Source organism: Caballeronia sp. LZ019, assembly GCF_031450825.1.
In the GTDB taxonomy this organism is placed as follows: Bacteria; Pseudomonadota; Gammaproteobacteria; order Burkholderiales; family Burkholderiaceae; genus Caballeronia.
In genome coordinates, this window is the sequence record NZ_JARTVZ010000003.1 from 231,504 (window position 1) to 256,812 (window position 25,309).

Sequence of the window (25,309 nt, forward strand, 5' to 3'; positions counted from 1 at the left end):
AAGCGTCGAGAATTAGCGATCCAGGAACGGACGCAGCTTGTCCGCGCGGCTCGGGTGCATCAGCTTGCGCATCGCCTTGCTTTCGATCTGACGGATACGCTCGCGCGTCACGTCGAACTGCTTGCCCAATTCTTCGAGCGTGTAGTCCGAAGCCGTATCGATACCGAAGCGCATACGCAGAACCTTCGCTTCGCGCGGCGACAGCGCGTTGAGCGCATCGTCGATTGCGGCGCGCATGTTCGCGTGCACGGCGGCATCGGCAGGCGAAGCCGCGCCCTGATCTTCGATCATGTCGCCGAGCGTGGCGTCGGCATCTTCGCCGACCGGCGTTTCCAGCGACACCGGCTGCTTCGCGATCTTCAGAATGCCGCGAATTTTTTCTTCGGGCATTTCCATACGCTCGGCGAGCACCGACGGATGCGCTTCCATGCCGGTCTGCTGCAGGATCTCGCGCGAGATGCGGTTCAGCTTGTTGATCGTCTCGATCATGTGCACCGGCACGCGGATCGTGCGAGCCTGATCGGCCAGCGAGCGCGTCACGGCCTGGCGAACCCACCACGTCGCATACGTCGAGAACTTCCAGCCGCGGCGATATTCGAACTTGTCCACCGCCTTCATCAGACCGATGTTGCCTTCCTGAATCAGGTCGAGGAACTGCATGCCGCGATTGACGTACTTCTTCGCGATCGAGATGACGAGACGCAGGTTCGCTTCGATCATTTCACGCTTCGCCTGGCGCATCTTCAGCTCAGCAGCCGTCATCTGACGATTGATTTGCTTCAGCTGCTGCAGCGGCAACGCAACGACGCCTTCGATGTCGATCAGCTTCTGCTGTTCGGCCTGAATGGCGGGCAAGCTGCGCTCGAGGGACGCACCGTACTGACGCGAAGCCGCCGCGGTCCGTGCCGTCCATTCGAGATCCGTCTCGTGACCCGGGAACGCCTCGACGAACTTGTCGCGCGGCATGCCGCAACGATCCACCGCGATCTGCAGAATGCGACGTTCGATTTCGCGGACGCGAGCGACTTGCTGCTGCACGTCGGCGCACAAGCGGTCGATGGTCTTCGCCGTGAAGCGAATCGAGCCGAGTTCGCGCTGAATTTCGCTGCGCGCACGCTCGACAGCCTTGGTCGCGGTCGAGCCCGTTCCCTTAGGATTGCTTGCTTGTTCCGCCAGCTCGCGCACGCGGGCGAAAATCTCAAGACAGTCGGCCTTCAACTGCTTCAAACGCGCTTCGTTCGATGCACCGGAATCGCCGCCTTCGAGATCGCTGTCTTCCTCGTCGTCGCCGTCGGATTCTTCGGTATCCGCATCAATTTCAGCCGATTCCGTTGTTTCGGGGGCCGAAATTTCTTCCTCTACTGCGTCGTCTTCCTTGAGGCCGTCGACGAGCTCGTCGATCTTGAGTTCACCAGACTCGACGAGCGCGGCGTCTGCCAGAATGGTGCCGACCGTCGACGGGCACGCGGCGATCGCCTGGATCATCTCGTGCAAACCGTCTTCGATGCGCTTCGCAATCGCGATTTCGCCGGCGCGCGTCAGCAGTTCCGTTGCGCCCATTTCGCGCATATACATGCGCACGGGATCGGTCGTGCGGCCGAATTCCGAATCGACGGTTGAAAGCGCGTTTTCCGCTTCCTCTTCCGATTGCTCGTCCGCTACCACGGCCGGGGCGTTATCGCTCAGCAGCAGCGTTTCGGCGTCGGGCGCCTGCTCGTACACCGCCACGCCCATGTCGTTGAACGTGCTGACGATGGTTTCCATCGCCGCGGTCTGTGCGAAGTTGTCCGGCAGGTGATCGTTGATTTCGGCGTGCGTGAGATAGCCACGCTCCTTGCCGAGTTGAATCAACGCGCGCATCTGACGCTGACGCTCTTCGTCCTGCTCCGCCGTCATGACGACATCGGGCTGCATCGTGCCGGCCTGGCCCTTGCTCTTACCCGCCTTGCGTCCCGCTGACCTGCGCGCCGGCGCGACGATATCCAGCTCCGAATCTTCCCGATCAAAACTTGCCATACTTTCTCCTCGACAGGTTTGCTCGGCGATGACAGGTCCCCGGAAGCGAGCGTGAGGCCCGCGTGATATCGACAACAGCTTCGACCACGGACGGCTTGCTGAGAATCGCATCGAGCAAAGCGCGCGAATCCACGCTTCAGGCGTGAATCGCGTAATTACAAGGCGCCATCAAAGACGCAACCTTAGAGTATATCAGCGTTTGCTGCGACGCAGCAGGTTTATTTTCCTGTCGTGCCTACGGGACTCTGCGTGTTGTTCGCACGCTGCATCGCGCGCCTTGCTGCATACCTTTCCCCCACGGCTGTAACGGATGTTGTGACGACGCCCGCTCGTTTCAACCGCAGGAAGTGCCTCAATGCATCCAAGTTGCGCGAGGCATTGTTCTTAGGATTCGACTGTGCTGCAGCGCGGTCAGGCGTTGAAATCGTCGGTGGCGCACGGAAATGAGACGTTTCGCCGGCCTCCCGGACAACGATACGTCCCGTACGCAAAGCTGCGAGAAAGTCGGTAGCCCAAGCGCCTGCATGGACACGAGGGCGAGCCTCGTCGCGGTGTTTAACCGTGACCGAACGCGCATCGTCCGCGACGACGTATTGGCGAAGATGATCGTGGCTGACGAAGGCGCGTCCGGCGAGAGCGTGAATTTCTCGCTCGGTTTGCGCTTGCACGGCGCATACCGTCGCCCGTTCGACAGCTTCCTGTCGTTTCGACCGAACGCGGTGCGCAAAATCGACTGGCGCGCGCAGCAGAGTCCGCAGGTAGCTTATGGGGCGCTTCGCTTGGCGAAGATGATCCCAGGTCGCCTCGACGACGTCCGAAAGGCGCTTCCCGTGGGAGCGCGCTTCGCGCATGAGTTTGAAGACCAGGAAGTCACGAAATCCCAGTTTGCCAAGGCGCTCAAGATCTGGGGGCAGGCGTCGTGGTTGTCTCTTTTGAGTAGAAGGGATTAGATCCTTATATATAGCACCGTCTGCCACGCTGACAGACGGTGTGCTCAAAATGACAGCCGGTGCGGGCTGCACCGCATCCTCCTGCGTCGGCGGGTAGGTTTCTTCCGGCTCGGATTGGATCTCTACCAAGCCGAGCAGTGCGGCTGCCTTGTGTGTGAGATGCAGGTACGCACGGCCGAAGAGCCCACCTCCACCGTATCGACTTTGGGGCGGTCGTGTGATGAATCCGGACGACTCGAGGTCGTCGAGGCTGCGATAGAACGTGCGCATCGATTGGAGCGCGCGCCCGGTCAGCAATTCACGCCGCGCGAAGATGGCGGCAAAGGGGCGCCCCGCGTCCACCGTTCGGGCTAACGCGGCCAGCACTGCGCGAGCGCGGGCGGGAAGGGCGGACAAATGGTTCGCCCTATGCGCGGCTCTGAATATGATCCACGGAAGATTCGAGCGGTCGCAAGCGTACTCATCGAGCGCTTTCTGATCCCCCTGCTCGGGGCGATCGGGTGAGATTTGCGGGCGAAGAACGGCCTCGCCTGCAACGGAAAGTTGCGCGATATGCATGTCAAGTGCATCCATTTCGAAAAATGGAGGACAAACGCTTGACTGCCGATCGCTATCCGCTAAACTTCGAGTTGCGTAGCTCGTGACCCGATTGGCGTCGGGAAGCGGACGGGCAAGCAGCAGTGAAGCCCGAATTCAAAAGCCTTCGGTTGGCGCCGAAGGCTTTTGTCTTTCAAGACCAGTTCGCTACATGACGACCTCGTTGACCTTATTTGGTTAAACCTTGATTTGAAACGAATTTCTAATAGAGCCGACTTCCTAGGTTGTCTTGAAAATCGTTAAACCATTGATTTCAAAGAAAACTCTAGTAGGCATCAATCTGGAGTCGACTCTTCCAACGATTTGTTGATGAAATCAGCAATTCGCTGCCCCCATGCCTCGGCCTCGGCTGCATCTTTCTCGTAGAAGCGAATGCCGACCACGCCGCTTCTGGTCGAAACCTCGCACACCTTTCTTCTTCCTGATCGCACGACTGTCATGCTTGGTGCGGCTGCTCTCGGTTTCTCGGCGGCCAGCGCGACGGCCTTGTCCTGCGTGAAATTGTCGTCATCGATCAATCGACGAATCGCTTCGACTACTTTGTCTGCCTTGCCGGCTTCTGTAAGAGCCGCGAGCTTTTGTGCCGCATTACTTCCTAGACGTTCAGGTTTTAGCGCTAAGGCTTGCTTCGCAGCGTCCGGCAGGGCGTCGAATGAAAAGATCCGCGTTACGTGGCTCTTACTCAGTCCCGCGCTCTCGGATATCTCCGTACGGGACAATCCGCTCAGTTCCTGTAGCCGTTTGAAGTTCCAGTACTTTTCGAAGTCGGTGAGCGACGGCGATAGCAGATTCGAAAAGAACGCTGCGAATTCGATCTCGCCTTCTTCGATTGACGCAACGTTCGCCCGAATCGTTGTGCGACCCAAGTCCCGATAGGCAGCGACACGATTGTGTCCCGCCACAATTTCGTATCGACCTTCAGAGACTGGACGAACGAGAATAGGCGTCGCTAGGGCGTGTTGGGCCAGATTCGACTTGAGCTCCTGGAACTGCTCTGCAGTGAGCTTCCGTCGCCTTCCCTCGACTTCGACGAGCGCATCCAGCGGCACTTCAAACGCCGCTCTTTCTTCGAGCTGCGTCTCCAGTTCCTTGATTCGCGCCTGGGCCGTGTTGATTCGATGCTGCGCATCCATCAACCTGCCCGGTGACGTACGCGGTTCCGAACTGGTTACACGCTGCGTCGGCTCGGTCGGTTTGTTCCCGACATTCGCGGTCTTCGCAAGAAGCCTGTCCCCGATACCCATTTACGCCTCCGCCTGATTCCACGCGCGGACGAACTGCGCGTCGAGATGTTCTGCAAGCCGGTCTAGCGGCTCCTTGAAACGGTTGTAAGCCGCTGTACTGCCGTCCGGCTTCGACAGATCGTAGACCGTGGACAGCTGGGCCGATGCACCCTTAGGCACCGTCGATTCCGGTATTTCGAACGGCAGCACGCGATCGCCGTAAGCCTTTTGTAGCCAACCACGCACCACGCGCGACACGTCGTCCGACTTCGCCTTCGTCAGAATGACGTTGACGAAATCGAATCGTTTCTGCTCCAGCACGCCGGGCAGCTTCTTTGCGATGTCCGCAAACAGATGCCAGAACTGAGTGGAACTGGCAAAGTCGAGCGCTTCAGGCGGGCACGGCAACAGGATGGCGTCCGACGCGAGGAGCGCGTTGATGGTCAGGTAACTGAGCGCGGGCGGGGTATCGATGACAACGGCATCGTATTCGTCGGTCAGGGGCATGAGTCCCTTGCGGACGATCTCCCAAAACTCGAAGGTGCTGTCGTTCAGCACCTTGGCCGGAATTTCAAACTCCGCGTCAAACAGCGACGACGAGGCCGGAATCAAATCAAGGTTGTGCCAGTAGGTTTCTTGTACCGCGTAATGCAATGACGTTTGGTCGCCGTAAATCAACGGCAGCAGCGTTTGATCGTCCGAAATTTCGGCGTCCGGCGCCCATCCGCACAGTTGCGTCGTGGTGCCTTGCGGGTCGCAATCGATGACGAGCACGCGCCGTCCCAGCAGTGTCAGCGCTTGGGCAGCGGATACAGCCGTCGTCGTTTTTGCGACGCCGCCTTTGAAGTTCGCAACGGTCACGATGCGCCCGCGCTTGCCCTCAGGTCGCCGGACGCGCTCCCTGGTCGCGCGAATCCACGTCAGCGCTTCTTCCAGGGTGAATTCCTTGCTTCGGCCCGCGCCCTTCGACGTCCCCGCTGGTAATTCGCCCTTTGTGGTCAGGTACTGAAACCGCTGCTTGTCGATTCCGCAAAGCGATGCGACTTGCGCGCTCGTAAACGTCGGCGCGCTCTTGCGTGGATAGGGCTCCAGCATTGCATCGCGGATCTGGTTGAGGATGTCAGTGGCTTGGGCGGCCACCCCCAAGAGCGTTTCGATCGAAACGGATTGGTCGACTTCGGGAAGCCGAGCGCTGAGCATGGAATTCGCGGTCACTGGCGGGCCTGGGTAAGCAAATAATTCTTCGGTTTGTGGAAAACATACTGCAAACCGAAGAATAAACGGCCAACCGGTAAACCTCAAGTAAACTCTGAAGTCTCTTTGACGCGAGCCCGGGCGATATTACAACGCCACCGCCGAGTAAACGTTGAGATTAAGGCGATTCCGATTCGCTCTCTGACTTGAATGTGCGCCGGATGAACCGTTCTACGCCAAGTAAACGGCTTGCGTCCTCGTGGTCGAGGTACAGCGCGGTCGTCGACACCTGCGCGTGGCCAAGCCCTTTGCTTATGTCGTCGACAGTTGCGCCGTGGGCGAGCGCGTGAACCGAGTGGCTGTGACGAAGCCAATGCGTGCTCGCCCGCGTAAGCCGTTGGCCGGTCCCGGCTGTGCTTGCTTCCAGATCGGCCGCCGCGTTGACGAAGCAATTTTTGATGATACGACCGATGCTATCGGGCGTGACGGCACGCCCCCCGCGGCTCTGAGCCAGTATCGGCGTGCCTTCGGGGCAATCGAGCGGGGACGGAAGTCCACGAAGCGCGAGGTTTTCGACCAGCACGTCGACCACTGCGGGCGGTAAAAGCACCGTTCTGCCCGGGCGGTTGCCGGCGGCCGGCGCGACGCTCAATTGCCACACCGGTACGCTGACACCGCGCAGGCGCCGGACGGAAAGCGAATCGGTCGTGGCGGCAGCGAGTTCGGCTCGTCGCAAGCCGGTCGAATAGGCGAGAAGAAGGGCGAGGCGATCCCGATGTTCGGCGAATGTATATTCTTGTCGCGTCGCGGAGCGGAGTACCGCTTGCCATTGATCGGCATCCAAGGTCCGCGACTTCGCATCGAAAGCCGGCGGAGCGGCCACGCGCTCATGGCCGAGCATCGGGTTCGTCAACAGATAAGCGCTCTCGACGAGCCATTCAAACATTGCGTTGAGAATCGCACGCGCTGTTTCACGGCTGCGGTCGGACAGCGGGCCGGCGAAGGGCTTCCATCCTGGCAGACAGCGTTCGATGGGCTGGCGGGAAACCCATCGCTCAACCGGTTGCGGATCTGTCAGAAAGTCAGCCAGAAACTCGGCGCAGTCGTGCCGTTCGAGAGAAGAGAGCGGTTTTCCTTTCTCGATCAACGCCCAGAGCAAGAGCCTTTCTGCCTCCCGCCGATATGCCCGCCGCGTATGGTCGCTCCCGGAGCGCGCATCGAGCCAGCCGTTGATCGCGGCGATATCGGTGTCGAACCGTGCGCCGGCACTCGTGTTCACCGCTCGGTTCGTACCGCTCGATCCGTCCAGCGGGCGCGGCACACGCAGGGATTCCAGGGGCGCAACGGCGACGGCATCCGACGCAACCGACTGAACAGCTCGATGCTCAGTCCGCCACTGTCGACGCGGCACGAGGGCAAACCCCGAAAGGCTGTGCTGGAGCGGCTCGGCGTGCAGAACGAGCCAATCGACGATACGTTGCGCGCCCTTCGGTCCGAGGCGCGGCACGCACGCATACCAGCGATGCCGCCGACGCTCGATCAGCGCGATGAGGTCTGCGATCGTCGTAATCCCGGCGGCGGCCAGCCGCGCGGTGACGACCGGCTCGAACCATCCGTCGATCGGATGTTCCTGGCTCGGCTCCTGAACAAGGTTTGCCTCCATCCGGGCAAGAGCATTTGCCTGCCGCCGACGCATCCGCGCGTTGCGGGCCGCGCGCCGCTTCGAGGCATCGGACTCGCTGTCCCCGTACTCTTCCTTATAGAGCGCGACAAGTTCGGACTCACCGTAGACGCCGTCAGGATCGACACGCTCCCGATACGCTTCGAGCGTCGGCGCCTCGAGAGAGGGGCTGTCGGAAGAGGATGGAATACTGCCGGGCCGCAACCGGAGCAGATGCGCTGCTTCGACATCGTGCGCTCGCCGCGCCAACACCGAAAGCGTGTCGCGTAATGCGGCGATGAGTCGCCGGGTGCCGCGAACATCCGAGCCGGCTTCGCCGTAAGAGGCGTGGAGTTGGGCTTCCGAAACGCCGTCCAGGTATCCGCGATAAAGCGCGAAATGCTGGCGCGTGAGTCGCCGTGGCGCGTTCGTTTGCGCCGGACGGTTCTCTTCGATCAAGCTTTTGCCTTTTGTATCAATCATTTGGCGCGAGATTATCAAGTACCGGTCCAAATGACAAGGCAAATCGCTATGTCTGATAAGACGGATTATCAGCGTTGACGATGCGACTCTGTAGCCGAATCGCCTGCTTGAATGTTCGTCTCGTCCGGAGCATATTCGATCAACTCATAGGAGCACTCTTAAGGAGGCACGTGCCGATGCGCGACCCCCGACGCCCCGCGTACAAAGAGCCGGGCAACGACGAATTTCGCCCGAGTCTGCCGGAGGTGTACGCGTCGGTGAAGGTGCCCGTCGGCGTCGGATGGCTCCGCCGCTTTCTCGCGTTCGCCGGTCCGGGCTACATGATCTCGGTCGGCTACATGGACCCGGGCAACTGGGCGACCGACATCGCCGGCGGATCCAGATTCGGCTATACGCTGCTCGCCGTCATCCTCTTGTCGAATCTAATGGCGATTCTTCTTCAGGCGCTGGCCGTGAGGCTCGGCGTCGCGACCGGGCGAGACCTCGCGCAGGCGTGCCGCGATCACTACTCGAAGCCAGTCAACTTCGCTCTGTGGATGGCATGCGAGGCGGCCATCGTCGCGTGCGATCTGGCCGAAGTAATCGGCACCGCCATCGCCCTGCAACTGCTCTTTGGTATTCCGCTGATCGCCGGCGCGTTGCTGACCGCGCTCGACGCGTTTCTTCTTCTGCTTCTGGTCAACAAAGGCTTTCGCCTGTTGGAGGCGTTCGTCATTTCCCTACTGATCGTCATCGCGGTGTGCTTCACGCTGCAGATCATCGCGGCGTCGCCGCCGATCGCGCAGGTGCTGCGCGGCTTCGTGCCATCGCCGCAGATCGTCATGAACCGGGAGATGCTCTATGTCGCGATCGGCATTCTCGGCGCGACGGTCATGCCGCACAACCTGTATCTGCACTCGTCGGTTGTCCAGACGCGTGCCTATGGACAGTCGGTCGAGGCGCGGCGCGATGCGATCCGCTGGGCGACGATCGACAGCACCATCGCCCTGACGCTCGCGCTATTCATCAACGCGGCGATTTTGATCGTGGCCGCAGCCGTGTTCCATGCGAGCGGCCACAACGAAGTGGCCGAGATCGGCGATGCGTTCAATTTGCTCTCGCCCTTGCTCGGCCTCGGCATTGCGTCGACGCTCTTCGCCGTCGCGCTGCTCGCGTCGGGCCTGAATTCCACCGTTACCGCTACGCTCGCCGGGCAAATCGTCATGGAAGGCTTTCTGCGACTGCGCTTGCCGAGCTGGGCGCGCCGGCTCATCACGCGAGGCATCGCGATCGTTCCGGTCGTCATCGTCACGGCGATCTACGGCGAGAAGGGCACCGGCCAACTGCTGGTCCTGAGTCAGGTCATCCTGTCGATGCAACTGCCCTTCGCCGTCATCCCGCTGGTGCGCTTCGTGTCGGACCGCCGCAAGATGGGCGTTTTCACGATCAACCGATGGATCGCCGCACTCGCATGGCTCGTGGCGGCTGTGATCGTCGTATTGAACGTGAAGCTGCTTGCCGATACGCTGCTCTCCTGATCCACGATAACGGAGACGCGCGCAATGACCGGCAATTTCATCGACATCGTGCCCCGCGAAGGCGGTGTGGTTCGCGCCTACGTGGCGCGCCCCGCCCAAGGCTCGGGGCCGGGCCTGCTGCTTTTGCATGATGCGTCCGGCTTGGACGCGTTCGTTCGGTCAACGGCCGACCACTTCGCGGAAGAAGGCTATGTCGTGCTTGCGCCCGATCTCGCCGGCCGCGCGCCGAGGCCAGGCGCTGGTTCGATTGAAAACTTCGCCGCCATCGCCGATGCGCTGCGCGCGTTGCCTGAGCAGGCCGGCAAAATCGGCGTGGTCGGCTTCGGCGCGGGCGGGCGCTTCGCGGTGCATGTCGCGGCCAACACGGACATCGATTGCGCCGCCGCCTATTATCCCGACGACGTCAACGGCTGCCTCGCCGATCTCCCGACGATTCGCTGCCCGATGGTTATCCACTTCGCCGACGCGCAGCAGAGCGAAGGCTTCGCGAAGAAGCCGAACATCGAGCGCCACGTTTATCCGGGCTGCCGCGCGGGCTTCGCCGTGCCGGAGAACCCGCAGCACGACAAGCCCGCCGCGCTGATGGCCTACTCGCGCACGCTCGCGTTGCTGCGCAAAGTGCTCGGCCCTGTCTTCGACCTTAACCACCTGTGGGAGCAGCATTGCTACTTCGAGTTCGCCACGCGCGACGTCGATTCCGTGATGCCGACGATGGTCGCCGAGCCGTACGTCAATCACGTGCCGACGATGACCGGCGGCGTCGGCCACGACCAGCTCAAGCGCTTCTACAAATATCACTTCGTCGACTCGAACCCGAGCGACACGAAGCTGATTCCGGTGTCGCGAACGATCGGCGCGGATCGTATCGTCGACGAATTCGTCTTCTGCGCGACGCACGATCGCGAAATCGACTGGCTGCTGCCGGGACTCGCGCCGACGGGCCGCTACTTCGAAGTGCCGATGCTCGCCGTCGTCCGCTTTCGGGGCGACAAGCTCTACAACGAGCATATCTATTGGGATCAGGCGTCGGTGCTGGTGCAGATCGGCGTGCTCGATCCAGCCGGGCTGCCGGTTGCGGGGCGGCAAACGGCGCGCAAGCTCATCGACGAGACTTTGCCCAGCAACGAATTGATGCCGAACTGGGCGTCGAGCGAAGAAAAGCCGATCTGACGCACCCATCTATACATATAAGAGGAGACATGGAATGACCGACGCGGCCCAGTGCCCCTTCCACGCGAGCGCGCCGACCGAAACCGCGGCGCCGAACGGCTGCCCGGTGAGCGCGCGCGCCGCCGGCTTCGACCCGTTCAGCGACGGCTATCAGCAAGACCCGCCCGAATACGTGCGCTGGGCGCGCGAGGAGGAGCCGGTGTTCTACAGTCCGAAGCTCGGCTACTGGGTCGTCACGCGTTACGACGACATCAAGGCTATCTTTCGCGACAACATCACGTTCAGTCCGTCGATCGCGCTCGAGAAGATCACGCCGACCGGTCCGGAGGCGAACGCGGTGCTGGCGTCGTATGGATTTGCGCTGAATCGCACGCTCGTCAACGAGGACGAGCCCGCGCACATGCCGCGCCGCCGCGCGCTGATGGACCCGTTCGCGCCCGAGGCGCTCGCGCATCACGAGCCGATGGTTCGCGCGCTCACGCGCGAATACGTCGATCGCTTCATCGACGATGGCCGCGCGGACCTCGTCGACCAGATGCTGTGGGAAGTGCCGCTGACGGTGGCGCTGCATTTTCTGGGCGTGCCTGAAGAGGACATGGACACGTTGCGTGAATATTCGATCGCGCATACGGTGAACACATGGGGCCGCCCGAAACCCGAAGAGCAGGTGCAGGTGGCGCATGCCGTCGGCAAGTTCTGGCAGTACGCGGGCAAGGTGCTCGACAAGATGCGCGAAGACCCTTCCGGCGACGGCTGGATGCAGTACGGCATCCGCAAGCAGAAGGAACTGCCCGATGTCGTGACCGACTCGTACCTTCATTCGATGATGATGGCCGGCATCGTCGCCGCGCACGAAACGACGGCGAACGCGTCGGCGAATGCAATCAAGCTGCTGCTTCAGCATCCCGACGCGTGGCGCGATATCTGCGACGACCCGGCGTTGATTCCGAACGCGGTCGAAGAATGCCTGCGGCACAACGGATCGGTGGCGGCGTGGCGGCGGCTCGCGACGAAGGACGTGACGATCGGCGGCATCGACATTCCGGCGGGCGCGAAGCTGCTGATCGTGACGTCATCGGCGAATCACGATCAGCATCGATTCGTGGACGCGGACCTCTTCGACATCCGCCGCGAAAACGCCAGCGATCAACTGACTTTCGGCTACGGCGCGCATCAGTGCATGGGGAAGAATCTCGCGCGCATGGAGATGCAGGTTTTCCTCGACGAGCTCACGCGCCGCCTGCCGCACATGCGGCTTGCGGATCAGCGCTTTACGTACGTGCCGAACACATCGTTTCGGGGTCCGGAGCATCTTTACGTCGAGTGGGACCCGGCGATGAATCCGGAGCGCACCGACCGGACGGTGCGGGAACCGCGCGCGGTGGTTCGCATCGGCGAGCCGTCGTCGCATGCGGTGAGCCGCGCGGTGATCGTGGAATCGGTGTCGGCGTGCGCGGATCGCATCGTGCGCGTGCGGCTGGTTGCCGCGGATGGCCGGCCGTTGCCGCGCTGGACGCCCGGCTCGCATATCGACGTGCTCTGCGGCGACAGCGGATTGTCGCGTCAATATTCGCTCTGCGGCGATCCCGCCGACGCCCGCGCTTTCGAGATCGCCGTGCTGCGTGAAACGGCGAGCCGCGGCGGCTCGGCTTGGGTCCATGACAACGTGAAGCCCGGCGCGCACTGGCGCATACGCGGGCCGCGCAATCACTTCCGGCTCGATGAAACCGCACGCAAGCTGGTGCTGATCGCGGGCGGAATCGGCATCACGCCGATCAGCGCGATGGCGCGCCGCGCGAAGGAGCTGGGCATCGATTATGAAGTCCATTACAGCGGACGCTCGCGCGCCGCGATGGCGCTCCTCGACGAGATGCGTGCCCTTCATGGCGACCGTCTGCGCACATTCGTATCGGAAGAGGGCGCGCGCAACGATTTCACCGCCTTGCACGTCGACGATGACACGCTCGTTTATGCATGCGGCCCCGCGCGGATGCTGGACGCGCTCATCGCCGCGAGCGCGGCCTGGCCCGACGATGCCCTGAAGATCGAGCACTTCGAAGCGAAGGCGGGCACGCTCGACCCCGCGCACGAACACGCGTTCGAAGTCGAACTGAAGGATTCGGGATTCACTGTCACCGTCCCCGCCGGCGAAACTCTGCTTGCGACTCTTCGTCGCGCCAACGTTGACGTCCAGAGCGATTGCGAGGAAGGGCTGTGCGGATCGTGCGAGGTTCGCGTGATCGACGGAGAGATCGATCATCGCGATCTCGTTCTAACGAAAGCCGAGCGTCAAACGAATCAGCGAATGATGTCGTGTTGTTCTCGCGCCAAAGGTTCCAGACTGGTATTAGCGCTTTAACGCGCCGCGGCGTTATTGGCTTCGCGGGGATGAAACGACTATGGAACCGATTCATCCCTGCGTCATAAGCACGCATTAAACCCTGTTTAAAGATTTTCGCGCTTTGGGAAGCGCTAAGCGTGTATTGAGGCGGGAGCGCTATTGCCGGAATAGAACGCAGATGTTTCCGCTTGCCTCTATTCGCACAACGCACGTATTCTTCATATCAGCCGCGCAATTTTCACTGCGTTTTGCCAAGCTTATTGAACGCACGTTCGATCATCGGCAAGGTTTATCGCATCAATGCGCCGGCAATTTGTACCGCATATAGGGTTATTACCTAGAAATATGCAAATTTTTGTCGATGGTTTACGTTTAGAATGGCTTTCAGTTGGTGCGACGCACAAGCCTTCGCAGCCAATAACTTCTTCAGAGCCATGCTGATCGAACGGATGAAGCGCATCCGCTGCGATTATGCATAGACGCTATTCGCAATTGGCATGGCTCAAGAAGGGCTAGTGACTGACCTGAGAGTTTTTATTATAGGCCCATATAAATGGACCACGTAGTTCGCTTCAAATCCGCGGATAACGGCATTGCAGGATCGCTGATTATCCGAATCGGCTGGCTGTTCCCGCCGATCCCAATAGCGCGCTTTGAAAAAAGGCGCGGCGCCGTCCGAGCAGGCAACTCCGGCCTGCTCCAGCCGTGCGCCCTCTCACGCCCCGCCTAGTGCGGGACTCCATTCTTGGGGCGCACCGTTCCGGCTGTCAGCATTGGCCGGACGAGGCTTCGGGATTTTCTTGGTTGTTCGACGAGGATCAAACATGTCTGACGTAGTGATCGTATCGGCCGCGCGTACGGCGGTTGGCAAGTTCGGCGGTTCGCTCGCGAAGATCGCGGCGCCGGATCTCGGTGCAACGGTGATTCGCGCGGTGCTGGAGCGCGCGGGCGTGAAGCCGGAGCAGGTGAGCGAAGTCATCATGGGGCAGGTGTTGACGGCGGGTTCGGGCCAGAACCCGGCGCGTCAGTCGGTGATCAAGGCCGGTCTGCCGGACATGGTTCCCGGCATGACGATCAACAAGGTGTGCGGCTCGGGCCTGAAGGCGGTGATGCTTGCGGCCAACGCGATCATCGCGGGCGATGCGGAAATCGTCGTGGCGGGCGGCCAGGAGAACATGAGCGCCGCGCCGCACGTGTTGCCGGGCTCGCGCGACGGGTTTCGCATGGGCGATGCGAAGCTGATCGACTCGATGATCGTCGATGGCCTCTGGGACGTGTACAACAACTACCACATGGGCACGACGGCGGAGAACGTCGCGCGCGAGTACGGCATCACGCGCGAAGCGCAGGATCAGTTCGCGGCGCTGTCGCAGAACAAGGCGGAGGCTGCGCAGAAGGCGGGCCGTTTCAACGATGAAATCGTGCCGATCTCGATTCCGCAGCGCAAGGGCGACCCGCTGCAGTTCAACACGGACGAGTTCGTGCGTCACGGCGTCACCGCCGAAGCGCTTTCGGGCCTGAAGCCGGCGTTCTCGAAAGAAGGCACGGTGACGGCGGCGAACGCATCGGGCATCAACGATGGCGCGGCGGCGGTGGTGGTGATGTCGGCGAAGAAGGCCGAGGCGCTGGGCCTCACGCCGCTGGCGCGCATCAAGGCGTATGCGAACGCGGGCGTCGATCCGAAGGTGATGGGCATGGGTCCGGTGCCGGCCTCGAAGCGCTGTCTGGAGCGCGCCGGCTGGGGCGTGAACGATCTGGACCTGATGGAGATCAACGAGGCGTTTGCGGCGCAGGCGCTGGCGGTGCACAAGCAGATGGGCTGGGATCAGTCGAAGATCAACGTGAACGGCGGGGCGATTGCGATCGGTCATCCGATCGGCGCATCGGGCTGCCGCATTCTGGTCACGCTGCTGCACGAGATGCAGAAGCGCGATGCGAAGAAGGGCCTGGCGTCGCTGTGCATCGGCGGCGGCATGGGCGTCGCGCTGGCGGTCGAGCGTCCCTGATACGGGGCGTAAGGCAAGGGCGGCATGAGTCGCCATTCTCCCGGCGTCGCAGCATAAAAAATAATCGATGCACGCCGGGATCAATTCGAGTGTCAAGTACCTGAGAGGACTATTAGCATGACTAAGCGAATCGCAGTGGTAACCGGTGGCATGGGCGGTCTGGGCGAAGCAATCAGCATCAAGCTGAACGACGCGGGTTTCGCCGTCGTCGTCACGCATTCGCCGGGCAACACGATCGTGTCGGAATGGCTCGCGCAGATGGATCGTCAGGGCCGCAACTTCCGCGCGTATCCGGTCGATGTCGCCGACTACGAGGCCAGCCAGCACTGCATCGCCAAGATTCAGCGCGAAGTCGGACCGATCGACATCCTCGTCAACAACGCGGGCATCACGCAGGACACCACGTTCAAGAAGATGACGAAGGTGAACTGGGATGCCGTGTTGCGCACGAATCTCGACTCCGTGTTCAACATGACGAAGCCGGTGTGCGAAGAGATGGTCGCGCGCGGCTGGGGCCGCATCATCAATATCTCGTCGGTGAACGGGTCGAAAGGGCAGATCGGCCAGACGAACTATGCGGCTGCGAAGGCCGGCATGCACGGCTTCACGAAGTCGCTCGCGCTCGAAGTGGCGCGCAAGGGCGTGACCGTGAACACGATCTCGCCGGGCTATCTCGCAACCAAGATGGTGACGGCCATCCCGCAAGAGATCCTCGATTCGAAGATTCTTCCGCAGATTCCCGCAGGCCGGCTCGGCAAGCCGGAAGAGGTCGCCGCGCTCGTCGCGTTCCTGTGTTCGGATGACGCGGGCTTCGTGACCGGCTCGAACATCGCGATCAACGGCGGGCAGCACATGCACTGATGCATCGATGGCCGCGCGAAGCGATGGCTTCGCGCGGCCATCGCCTTTTCTTCAAACGAATATCGCCGGCTGCGCGCGCAACGGCGCGTTCCGGCATCGCTTTCATGGACGATTCCTGCACGGGCGCACGTCCCTACAACGTGAACCAACTCGACTCGGCCATCGCGCATCTCGAACAGGTGCTCAACTTCGATGGTGCGAATTCGCTGTTCTCCAAAACCTACTGGCGCGTTCGCGTCGAACAGGCGTTATCGACGCCGGGGCTCATGCCGTGTCAGCATGCGCGATTGCAGCGGCTGCTGGATCGCATCGAGACATCCTGAGCGAACGAAAGCGGCCGGCGCGCACCATGCACGCCGGCCGCCCTCCCGGCGATTCGTGAAGAAACTCGAAGACGGCTGTACCATGCAGCCCTTTCGAATTGTCGCTTCACGAACGTATGACTCACCTCTTCTCACGCCGCACCGTCGCGGCATCGCTGCTGCTGCTCACGCTCGCTGCATGCGGCACGGCGAGCGACATCACCGCCGGCCCGCAACCCGATGTGTACAGCGTCACCGGGAAGGCGACCGGCACGCGCATGTCGTGGGTCACCGCGCGCAACCGCGCGATGGACGCTGCCAGCGACTACTGCCGGCAACGCCAGCAGCAGATGCTCTTGCGCTCCGGATCCACGAGCGGCGTGCGTTCGCTGCAAGAGCAAACGTCAACGGTCAACTTCACGTGCGTATCGCCGTCGGCGAGCGGCTGAGTTCAGATATTCAACGCCCGCTTCCCCACCGCGAGCGCCGCCTCGCGCATCACTTCCGACAACGACGGATGCGGATGCGAAATGATGCCGATGTCCTCCGACGCAGCCTTGAACTCCATCGCGACGACCGCTTCCGCAATCAGATCCGACGCATTCGCCGAAATGATGTGGACGCCGAGAATCTCGTCGGTCTTCGCATCGGCGATCACCTTGATGAAGCCGTCCGTCTCGCCGATGCCGAGCGCCCGGCCGTTGGCCATCATCGGGAACTGGCCGCTTCTGAACTCGCGCCCTTCGGCTTTCAGAGCCTGCTCCGTCTGCCCGACCCAGGCGATTTCCGGGTGCGTGTAGATCACCCACGGAATGCAGTTGTAGTCGATGTGCGGCTTCTGCCCGTCGATGATTTCCGCCACCAGCACACCCTCGTCTTCGGCCTTGTGCGCGAGCATCGGGCCGCGCACGACATCGCCGATCGCGTAGACGTTCGGGACTTTCGTCGCGCAATGGCCATCGACCGGAATGAAGCCGCGCTCGTCCGCCGACAGGCCGATCGAATCGAGGCCGAGATTGTCGGTGTTCGGCACGCGGCCGATCGACACGATCAGCCGGTCTGCTTCGAGCGTTTGCGAAGCGCCGTCCTTGTCGGTGTAGGAAACGGTCACGCCCGCATCCGATGACTCGACCTTCCCGATCTTCACGCCCAGATGAATGTTCAAGCCCTGCTTCTTGAAGAGCTTGGCGGCTTCCTTTTGCAGCGACGTATCGGTGGTGCCGAGAAAGTCGGGCAGCGCTTCGAGGATCGTCACCTCCGCGCCGAGCCTTCGCCACACCGAGCCGAGTTCGAGTCCGATCACGCCCGCGCCGATGACCGCCAGCTTCTTCGGCGCGGAGTCGAATGCGAGCGCGCCTTCGTTATCCGAGACGATGCGGTTGTCCACCGGCACATTGGGCAGATGCCGCGCTTTCGAACCCGTCGCGATAATGACGTGTTTCGCGGTATGGCTTCCGGTCGTATCGCCGCCGCTCACTTCGATGCGGAAGTTGCCGCCATCCTTGCCCGCGAGTTTGCCGTGGCCCTTGAGCCACGTGATCTTGTTCTTGCGAAAGAGAAACTCGACGCCGCCCGTTATCTTCTCGACGATCGCTTCCTTGCGGCCGATCATCTTGCCGAGATCGAGCGTCACGTTGTCGACGTTGACGCCGTGATCGCCCAGATGCAGACGTGCGTTCTCGAATTGCTCGGATGATGCGAGCAGCGCCTTCGACGGAATACAGCCCACATTGAGACACGTGCCGCCGAGCTTCGGCTTGCCGGCGGGGTTGATCCACTCTTCGACGCACGCGACGGACATGCCGAGTTGCGCCGCGCGGATCGCGGCGATGTATCCACCGGGGCCGGCGCCGATCACGATGACATCGAAGTCGGCCTTGCCGGCCTCGGGTTCGGGCGAGGGCGCCTGCTTCTGTGCGGGCTTTTCAGGCGCGGCCGGCTTCTCGGGCGCAGCGGGAGCCTTTCCTTCAGTGTCGATGGCCGCGAGCAGTTCGTCGGCGTGAACGATATCGCCTTGCTGCTTCAGCACTTCCGCGAGCACGCCCGACGATGGCGCGGGCACTTCGAGCACGACCTTGTCGGTTTCGAGCTCGACGAGGATCTCGTCTTGCGTCACGGGATCGCCCGCCTTCTTTTTCCACGGCAGCATCGTTGCTTCCGTGACCGATTCGGAAAGCTGCGGAACCTTGACTTCGACCCTGGCCATTCAGTTTCTCCTGTGAGCGATACTGCGCAATCGACTAAGGGGACGGCGAGAAGCCACAGGATACGCCGTGTGCGCGGCGGGCGTGCGAACGCCACGCCCGCCGCGCACGCAGCGGTGAACAGCCGGTCAGTGCGGCGACGACCAGCCCTTGTAATTGCCGACGTTCTCGCGCGTGACGAGCGTCGACGGCATCAGGATCATCGTGCTGCTCGGCTTCTGGCCGTTCATCAGCCCGTAGCCCACGCTCACCGCCTGTTGCGCCATCGACCACGGGTCCTGGCTCGCGGATGCCTGAACCAGCGTATCGGACTTCAGCGCGGTCTCGATATCGGGCGCGCCGTCCACCGACGTGATCACGATGTTCTTGCGCTGCAGCTGCTTGGCCGCGAGATCGCTGCCGATCGCTTGAGGATCGTTGATCGCGAAGAGGCCATCCAGTTTGGGGAAGCGCGTGAGATAGCCCTGCATCGCGTTCATGCCGCCTTCGCGCGAGCCTTTCGCATCCTGATCGTCGGACAGCACCTTGATGCCGGGATTCTTCGCGAGCACGGCCTTGCAGCCGTTCACGCGGTCGATCACCGCCGACACCTGCGGCCCGTTTTCGATCACCACGTTGCCCTTGCCGTTGAGCTTCTTCGCGAGGAAGTCGCACGCGAGTTCGCCCGCCTGCACGTTGTTGGTCTGCACGGTGGCGTCCGCGCCCGCCGCCGCGACATCGACCGCGACCACGACGATGCCCGCCGCCTTCGCCTTCCTGATGGCCGGCTCGATCGCCTTCGGATCGACGGCGTTGATGAGGATCATGTCGACGTGCGCGGAGATGAAGTTGTCGATCTGCGTGAACTGCTTGTTCATGTCGTAATCGGACGATACGGCCGTCACGCGGACGTTCGGATTGATCGTCTTGGCCTTCGCTTCCGCGCCCTTCGAAATGGTCACGAAGTACGGGTTGCCGAGGGAGCCGACCGTGATGCCGATGGCTTTCAGCGGCTTGTCGGCGGCGTGGGCGGTGAGCGTCATCGTGAATCCGAGCGCGAGTGCGACGCTCGCGAACAGCTTGTTGTGCTTGCACATGCTTGTTGTCTCCGGTTGCTTCGTTGGTATTTGAATGCTTCGACTTGCCAAGGATATGTCAGGTCCGCGCCGATCCGCGCTGACGGTAACGGTCGAGCGCCACCGCGCCGATGATCACGAGCCCCTTGATGATGTACTGCCATATATCCGATACGCCCAGCAGCACGAGCCCGTTCGACAGCACCGCGATGATGAGCGCGCCCACCAGCGTCCCGACGATGGACCCGACGCCGCCGACGAAGCTCGTGCCGCCAAGAATGACCGCGGCGATTGCATCGAGTTCATACGACTGGCCGAGCTGCAGGCCGTTGGCCGCATAAAGCCGCGCCGCCGACATCACCGCGCCGAGTCCGGCGAGCAGGCCGGAGATGGCGTAGACGAACATCTGGATGCCCCACACCTTGATGCCCGACAGGCGCGCCGCTTCCGGATTGCCGCCGACCGAGTAAATGCGCAGGCCGAGCACGGTGCGCCGCAGAATGAACCACGAGATGACGACCACCGCAAGCGCGATGATGACGAGCCACGGCACGCCCAGTACCGTTTCGTTGCCGATGAACGCGAACGGCAGTTGCGGATTGAAGATCGTCGTGTCGTGACCGATCAGCCGCGCGATGCCGCGCACGGCCGTCAGCGAGCCGAGCGTCACGATGAACGGCGGCAGCTTGAGAAGCGCGATCAGCGCGCCGTTGATGACGCCGAAGCCGAGCCCGACCGCGAGTGCCGCCGGTATGCCGAGCCATCCCATGCCCTGCAGGTTCGATGCGAGCAGCGCCGTCACCGCCGCGGCCGACAACACCGAGCCCACCGACAGATCGATGCCGCCCGTCAGAATCACGAAGGTCATGCCCGCCGCGAGCACGATGTTGATCGACGCCTGCTGCGTGACGATCGACATGTTCTGCAGGCTGAAGAAGCCGTCGGTGACGACGCCGAAGCCGATGCACAGCAAGATCAGCACCGGCAGCATGCCGGCGGTACGCATCAGCACCTGCATGCGTTCGCGATGCTCGATGCGTGTCTGCCGCTCCGCCACGCCCGGCGCGGCGACCTTGTCGTGCTGCTTGGTCATGTTGCTCATGTCTGTCTCCGATGTGTCCTACGCCGCCTGGTCGAGCGCGGCCCGCGAGCCGGTCGCCAGTTCGATGATTCCTTCCTGCGAGATCGGCTTGCCCGAATGGCCGCCCAGCTCGCCCGCAATCTCGCCTTCGCGCATCACGAGCACGCGATCCGCCACTCCGATCACTTCGGGCAGCTCGCTCGATATCACGATCACGCCGACGCCCGACCGCGCGAGATCGTTGATGATTCGATAAATCTCCGACTTCGCGCCGATATCGACGCCACGCGTCGGCTCGTCGAGGATCAGCACTTCGGGCTTCGTCTCGAGCAGGCGCGAAAGCAGCACCTTCTGCTGGTTGCCGCCCGACAGCGCGCCCACGTTCACGCGCATGTTCGGCACGCGGATCGTCAGCGCGGCGATCGCATCCTTCGCACGCGTGTTGCCCCGCGCGATGTCCATCACGCCGGCCTTCGCGTCGCGTCCGGCAATCGTGATGTTGATGTTGTCGCGCACGCTCATGTCGAGGAACAGGCCCTGGCCCTTGCGGTCTTCGGTGAGATAGACGAGGCCCGCGTCGATGGCGTCGCGCGGCGTGCGCAGCTTCAGCGGCTTGCCGTGCATCGATACGTCGCCGCGCGTGCGCTCCTCCGCGCCGAAGATCAGGCGCGCGAGTTCCGTGCGGCCCGCGCCGACCAGTCCCGCGATGCCGAGCACTTCGCCCGCGTGCAGATCGAGACTGCAGCCGCGCACGCGGTTGTCATCGGCGATATCGCGCACGGACAGCACGACGTTGCCAGGGTCGTACGGCGCGTGTTCTTTCTTGTAGAAGCCGGAGATGTCGCGGCCGACCATCATGCGCACGAGGCTTTCGGCGGACAGCTCGTCGCGCATCAGCGTGCCGACGTAGGCGCCGTCGCGCAGCACCGAGACGCGGTCCGACAGCTCGTAGATCTCGGCCATCCGGTGACTGATATAGATGATCGCGATGCCTTCCGCGCGCAGCTGCCGCACGAGCTCGAACAGGCGATCGGTTTCACGCGATGAGAGCGGCGTCGTCGGTTCGTCCATCACGAGGATGCGTGCGTTCGCATGCACGGCGCGCGCGATTTCGACGAGTTGCCGCTCGGCTATCGACAGATCGCCGACGAGCGTATGCGGCCGAAAGGCCGCGCCCAGACGCTTGAGCACATCGGTGCAGCCACGCTCCATGCCTGCGCGATCGACGAGCCGCCCGCGCCGCAGTTCGCGCCCGGCGTAGATGTTTTCCGCCACCGACAGATTCGGCGCGAGGCTCAGTTCCTGATAGATGACGGCGACGCCGAGCGAGCGGGCGGCGAGCGGGCCGTCGATGGTCACCGTCTGACCGTCAATCAGAATCTGCCCGCCGGCGTCGGCCTGATACGCGCCCGACAGAATCTTCATCAGCGTGGACTTGCCCGCGCCGTTTTCGCCCATCAGCGAATGCACTTCGCCGGGATAGACGGACAGGCGCACGTCGTTCAGTGCGCGCACGCCGGGGAACGTCTTGCTGATGCCGCGCATTTCGAGCAGCGGCGTGCCGGATGGCGGCGATCCGGGGGATTCATGCGGCATGGTTGACCTCCTGCGGTTTGACGCCCGCGCCGCGATGCAGCCCCACGCGCGGCGAGAAGTTGAAGAACATGGGCAGCGTGGCTGCGCCGATCGCACCCGCGTCCGGGCCGAAACTGCCGCGCACGATGGCCGGCGTGCCGCGCGCTTCGGGCGCGTTGGCGGTCATCGTCGCGAGGAGACGTCCGATGATGCGGTCGAGCAGGCCGCCGTCGATATCGGCGTCGAGCACGACCATCGGCACGTCGAGCACGCAGAGCGTCGTGCGCAGCGCCGGTGCGAGCGCTTCGATGCAGTCGTCGATCCATTCGTCGACGGCGGGCAGACGCCGCTCGATGCACGCCTGCAAGTCGATGCGGTTGTCCACCGCAGCGCCGCAATGGCGCAGATGCCGCGCGAGCGCATTGAGCGAGGCGCGCGACAGCAGAATGTCCCACTGGCGCGGCGGCTGCGGCGCGGAGGGCAGGCGGCTCGGCGGCACGGGAATGACGCCGATATCGCCCGCGTTGCCGGTCGCGCCGCGCAGGCAGTCGCCGTCGATCGCGATGCCGCCGCCGATCGCGGAGCCGAGGAAGAGATACACGAAGTCGTCGCAGCGGCGTCCGTGGCCGTAGAAGAGTTCGGCGGTCGCGGCGGCGTTGCCGTCGTTTTCGCCGAAGACCGGCAGGCCGATCGCGCGCGACAGCGCGGCCGGAAAGTCGGTTTCGTCCCAGGCGCGGAAGGTGTCGGCGCTGACCGTATCGGCGCTGACGCCCAGTTCGCGCAGCCACGCGCCGAGGTTATAGGGCTGCGCGACGCCGACGCCCGTCAGCCGTTCGCGCTCCGCCGCGCTCAGCAGTCCGAGCATGCTCTCGATATCGCGCTGAACGATGCCGAGCACGTCGGACGGATGCGGCAACACGGTATCGAGCGCGCTGCGCGCCAGGACATCGCCCGCGAAGTTGACGAGCACCGTCTCGATGCTCGTGCGATCCAGCCGCACGCCGATGCCGAACGCGCCGCGCGGATCGAGCCGCAACATCGAAGCGGGCTGGCCGCGCTGGCCGTCGAGCCGCCGTCCGGTGTATTCGATGAGGCCGGCTTGCGCCAGCGAATCGACGATGCCGCCGACCGCCGTGCTCGTCAAATTCGCATGACGCGCGAGTTCGGCTTTCGAGGCCGGCTCGGTGCGCCGCAAGGTCTGCAGCAGCAGACGCTCGTTGTACCGGCGCACGGTTGCGGAGTTGCTGCCTCTGCCGCTCGGGGATTTCACGCGGTGTCTCCGGTGACTGACCGTCGCTGTGAGTCAGCGCGGCCATTAATTAAATCAAGTTGATTTATTTAAAAACGATCGGCACGCGATGTAAACGAGGGAATTCCCGAAGCGTCCCGCGTCGACGGCGCGGGCTTGCCGCCGAAATACAGTAGGCGTCGAGGCTTGCAGGCGGCTTGCAATGTGTGCTGTGCTATCTTCGTCGACACTTCGGGAGGCCGCCATGTACACGCTTTCGCAGACCGCTCATGCGACCAGGTCCGCGCAATACGACGACCTGTTGCGGCAGGCGCGCTCGCTGATCGGCGATGAAACGGACTTCGTCGCGAACGCGGCGAACTTCGCGTCGCTCGTTTATCACACGTTGCCGGACCTCAACTGGGCGGGCTTCTATCTGTTCGACGGCGACGAGCTCGTCGTCGGTCCGTTTCAGGGCAAGCCGGCGTGTGTGCGTATTGCGCTCGGACGCGGCGTGTGCGGCGCGGCGGCGCGTGAGCGCAAGACGCAGGTCGTTCCTGACGTCGATGCGTTTCCCGGCCACATCGCGTGCGATTCGGCGTCGCGCTCGGAGATCGTCGTGCCGCTCGTCGGGAGCGATGGGACGCTGATCGGCGTGTGGGACGTGGACAGCCCGCTGCCCGGCCGCTTCGATGACGAGGACGCGGCGGGCATGGAGGCGCTCTGTGCGGCGTTTGTCGCGCTGGCGTGGGAAGAGCGCGAGGAGCCGTGAGCCTCGTCCGTCTACAATGAGGCGACCGCCGCCCCCGTCCTGCCTCCATGAGAAGCCCTGCCCGCCGCCGACTGCTTGCCGCGTGCGCCCTGAGCGCGTGCGGGATGTCGGCCATCCGCGATGCGGCCGCGCTCGCCGATACGAAGGCCACCGTCGCGCTCGTGATGAAGTCGCTCGGCGATCCCTTCGTCGCATCGATGATCGACGGCGCGAAGAACTACCAGCGCCACTACGCATCGCAACTCGACCTGACGACGCACGGCACGCTCACCGACAACGACGTCGCGGGGCAGACGCGCATCATCGAGTCGCTGGTCGATGCGAAGGTGAACGCCATCGTCATTGCGCCGACCGATTCGAAGGCGCTGGTGCCGGTCGTCGCGAAGGCGATCGGGGCGGGGACCATCGTGATCGCCATCGACAATCCGTTCGACGACGACGCGCAGAACGCCGCGCATGTGACGATTCCTTTCGTCGGCCCCGACAGTCAGCGCGGCGCGCGGCTCGTCGGTGCGTATCTGGCTTCGAAGCTGAAGGCGGGGGATGAGGTCGGCATCATCGAAGGGCCGTCCAACGATCGCAATGCGCAGCAGCGGACCATCGGCTTTCGTGAAGCGATGACGGCGGCGCAGGCGCGCGTGACGGCGCTCGACACCGGCGACTGGACGTTCGAGAGCGGCAAGTCGATCGCGCTGCGGATGCTGTACGCGCATCCGGGCTTGCGCGGCATGCTGTGCGCGAACGACAACATCGCGATGGGCGCAATCGATGCGATCCGCGTCGCGGGAAAGAAGGGGCAAGTGCTGGTGACGGGCTACAACAATATCGACGCCGTCCAGCCTATGCTCGATGACGGTCGCATGCTCGCGACGGTCGAACAGTTCGGCGCGCGGCAGGCGGTGTTCGGGCTGGATGTGGCGGTGAAGGCGCTCGTCGAACGGCGGCGTCAGCGGGATTTGTCGCCGTTCATGGAAACGCCGGTGCAGGTGGTGACGAAGGGGAAGGGGCGGGGGTTTCGGTTTGGGGGGAAGTGAGGGCGGCTTCATGCGCGCACCGTTTTCCCCCGATCGACGC

19 protein-coding genes are annotated in these 25,309 nt (G+C 62.9%); 9 read left to right on the plus strand and 10 right to left on the minus strand.

Annotated features, from left to right (window positions below; genetic code table 11):
* Positions 1 to 12: 12 nt before the first annotated feature.
* From rpoD to P9255_RS09590, 5 genes are all read right to left on the minus strand, one after another.
* Complete coding sequence (gene rpoD, locus P9255_RS09570) at positions 13 to 2,016, minus strand: RNA polymerase sigma factor RpoD (RefSeq protein ID WP_309768145.1); 2,004 nt, start codon at positions 2,014 to 2,016, stop codon at positions 13 to 15.
* Positions 2,017 to 2,234: 218 nt separating this feature from the next.
* Positions 2,235 to 3,524: a replication protein O gene (locus P9255_RS09575; protein WP_309789418.1), complete on the minus strand. Its 1,290-nt coding sequence runs from the start codon at positions 3,522 to 3,524 to the stop codon at positions 2,235 to 2,237.
* Positions 3,525 to 3,838: 314 nt separating this feature from the next.
* Positions 3,839 to 4,807: a ParB/RepB/Spo0J family partition protein gene (locus tag P9255_RS09580; protein WP_309768140.1), complete on the minus strand. Its 969-nt coding sequence runs from the start codon at positions 4,805 to 4,807 to the stop codon at positions 3,839 to 3,841.
* On the minus strand, positions 4,808 to 5,986 hold the full coding sequence (locus tag P9255_RS09585) for an AAA family ATPase (RefSeq protein ID WP_309768258.1): 1,179 nt from the start codon (positions 5,984 to 5,986) through the stop codon (positions 4,808 to 4,810).
* Between the two features lie 172 nt (positions 5,987 to 6,158).
* Positions 6,159 to 8,123: a site-specific integrase gene (locus P9255_RS09590; protein ID WP_309789419.1), complete on the minus strand. Its 1,965-nt coding sequence runs from the start codon at positions 8,121 to 8,123 to the stop codon at positions 6,159 to 6,161.
* Between the two features lie 176 nt (positions 8,124 to 8,299).
* On the opposite strand from P9255_RS09590, the gene P9255_RS09595 reads away from it, so the two are divergent.
* From P9255_RS09595 to P9255_RS09625, 7 genes are all read left to right on the plus strand, one after another.
* On the plus strand, positions 8,300 to 9,640 hold the full coding sequence (locus P9255_RS09595; RefSeq protein WP_309768138.1) for an Nramp family divalent metal transporter: 1,341 nt from the start codon (positions 8,300 to 8,302) through the stop codon (positions 9,638 to 9,640).
* Positions 9,641 to 9,664: 24 nt separating this feature from the next.
* Positions 9,665 to 10,810: a dienelactone hydrolase family protein gene (locus tag P9255_RS09600; RefSeq protein WP_309789420.1), complete on the plus strand. Its 1,146-nt coding sequence runs from the start codon at positions 9,665 to 9,667 to the stop codon at positions 10,808 to 10,810.
* A 34-nt stretch (positions 10,811 to 10,844) separates the two neighbouring features.
* A complete protein-coding gene (locus tag P9255_RS09605; protein ID WP_309768136.1) occupies positions 10,845 to 13,169 on the plus strand; it encodes a cytochrome P450/oxidoreductase in 2,325 nt (774 codons plus the stop codon).
* A gap of 806 nt (positions 13,170 to 13,975) precedes the next feature.
* Positions 13,976 to 15,157: an acetyl-CoA C-acetyltransferase gene (locus P9255_RS09610; protein ID WP_309768134.1), complete on the plus strand. Its 1,182-nt coding sequence runs from the start codon at positions 13,976 to 13,978 to the stop codon at positions 15,155 to 15,157.
* Positions 15,158 to 15,274: 117 nt separating this feature from the next.
* Entirely contained in the window at positions 15,275 to 16,018 is a 744-nt protein-coding gene (gene phbB / locus P9255_RS09615) for an acetoacetyl-CoA reductase (protein WP_309768132.1), read from the plus strand.
* A gap of 104 nt (positions 16,019 to 16,122) precedes the next feature.
* On the plus strand, positions 16,123 to 16,341 hold the full coding sequence (locus P9255_RS09620) for a hypothetical protein (RefSeq protein ID WP_309768130.1): 219 nt from the start codon (positions 16,123 to 16,125) through the stop codon (positions 16,339 to 16,341).
* Positions 16,342 to 16,457: 116 nt separating this feature from the next.
* A complete protein-coding gene (locus P9255_RS09625) occupies positions 16,458 to 16,769 on the plus strand; it encodes a hypothetical protein (RefSeq protein WP_309768129.1) in 312 nt (103 codons plus the stop codon).
* Positions 16,770 to 16,771: 2 nt separating this feature from the next.
* Here P9255_RS09625 and lpdA read toward each other — a convergent pair whose 3' ends face one another.
* The 5 genes from lpdA to P9255_RS09650 form a co-directional block, all read right to left on the minus strand.
* Entirely contained in the window at positions 16,772 to 18,526 is a 1,755-nt protein-coding gene (gene lpdA / locus P9255_RS09630) for a dihydrolipoyl dehydrogenase (protein WP_309768128.1), read from the minus strand.
* Between the two features lie 126 nt (positions 18,527 to 18,652).
* Entirely contained in the window at positions 18,653 to 19,546 is an 894-nt protein-coding gene (locus P9255_RS09635) for an ABC transporter substrate-binding protein (RefSeq protein WP_309768257.1), read from the minus strand.
* A 112-nt stretch (positions 19,547 to 19,658) separates the two neighbouring features.
* Positions 19,659 to 20,681 carry an ABC transporter permease subunit gene (locus P9255_RS09640; protein ID WP_309768127.1) on the minus strand — a complete coding sequence of 341 codons (1,023 nt, stop codon included), beginning with the start codon at positions 20,679 to 20,681 and terminating at the stop codon, positions 19,659 to 19,661.
* Positions 20,682 to 20,699: 18 nt separating this feature from the next.
* Entirely contained in the window at positions 20,700 to 22,256 is a 1,557-nt protein-coding gene (locus tag P9255_RS09645; RefSeq protein ID WP_309768126.1) for a sugar ABC transporter ATP-binding protein, read from the minus strand.
* Positions 22,246 to 23,505, minus strand: a complete 1,260-nt coding sequence (locus P9255_RS09650; RefSeq protein WP_309768125.1) for an ROK family transcriptional regulator — start codon at positions 23,503 to 23,505, stop codon at positions 22,246 to 22,248. The genes P9255_RS09645 and P9255_RS09650 overlap by 11 nt, the downstream gene beginning before the upstream one ends.
* 223 nt (positions 23,506 to 23,728) lie before the next feature.
* Here P9255_RS09650 and P9255_RS09655 point away from each other — a divergent pair, with 223 nt between their 5' ends.
* Together P9255_RS09655 and P9255_RS09660 are read left to right on the plus strand one after the other, a co-directional pair.
* Entirely contained in the window at positions 23,729 to 24,235 is a 507-nt protein-coding gene (locus P9255_RS09655) for a GAF domain-containing protein (RefSeq protein ID WP_309768124.1), read from the plus strand.
* A 47-nt stretch (positions 24,236 to 24,282) separates the two neighbouring features.
* Positions 24,283 to 25,269 (plus strand): substrate-binding domain-containing protein, encoded by a 987-nt coding sequence (locus P9255_RS09660; protein ID WP_404980302.1) that lies wholly within the window; start codon positions 24,283 to 24,285, stop codon positions 25,267 to 25,269.
* Positions 25,270 to 25,309: the final 40 nt, after the last annotated feature.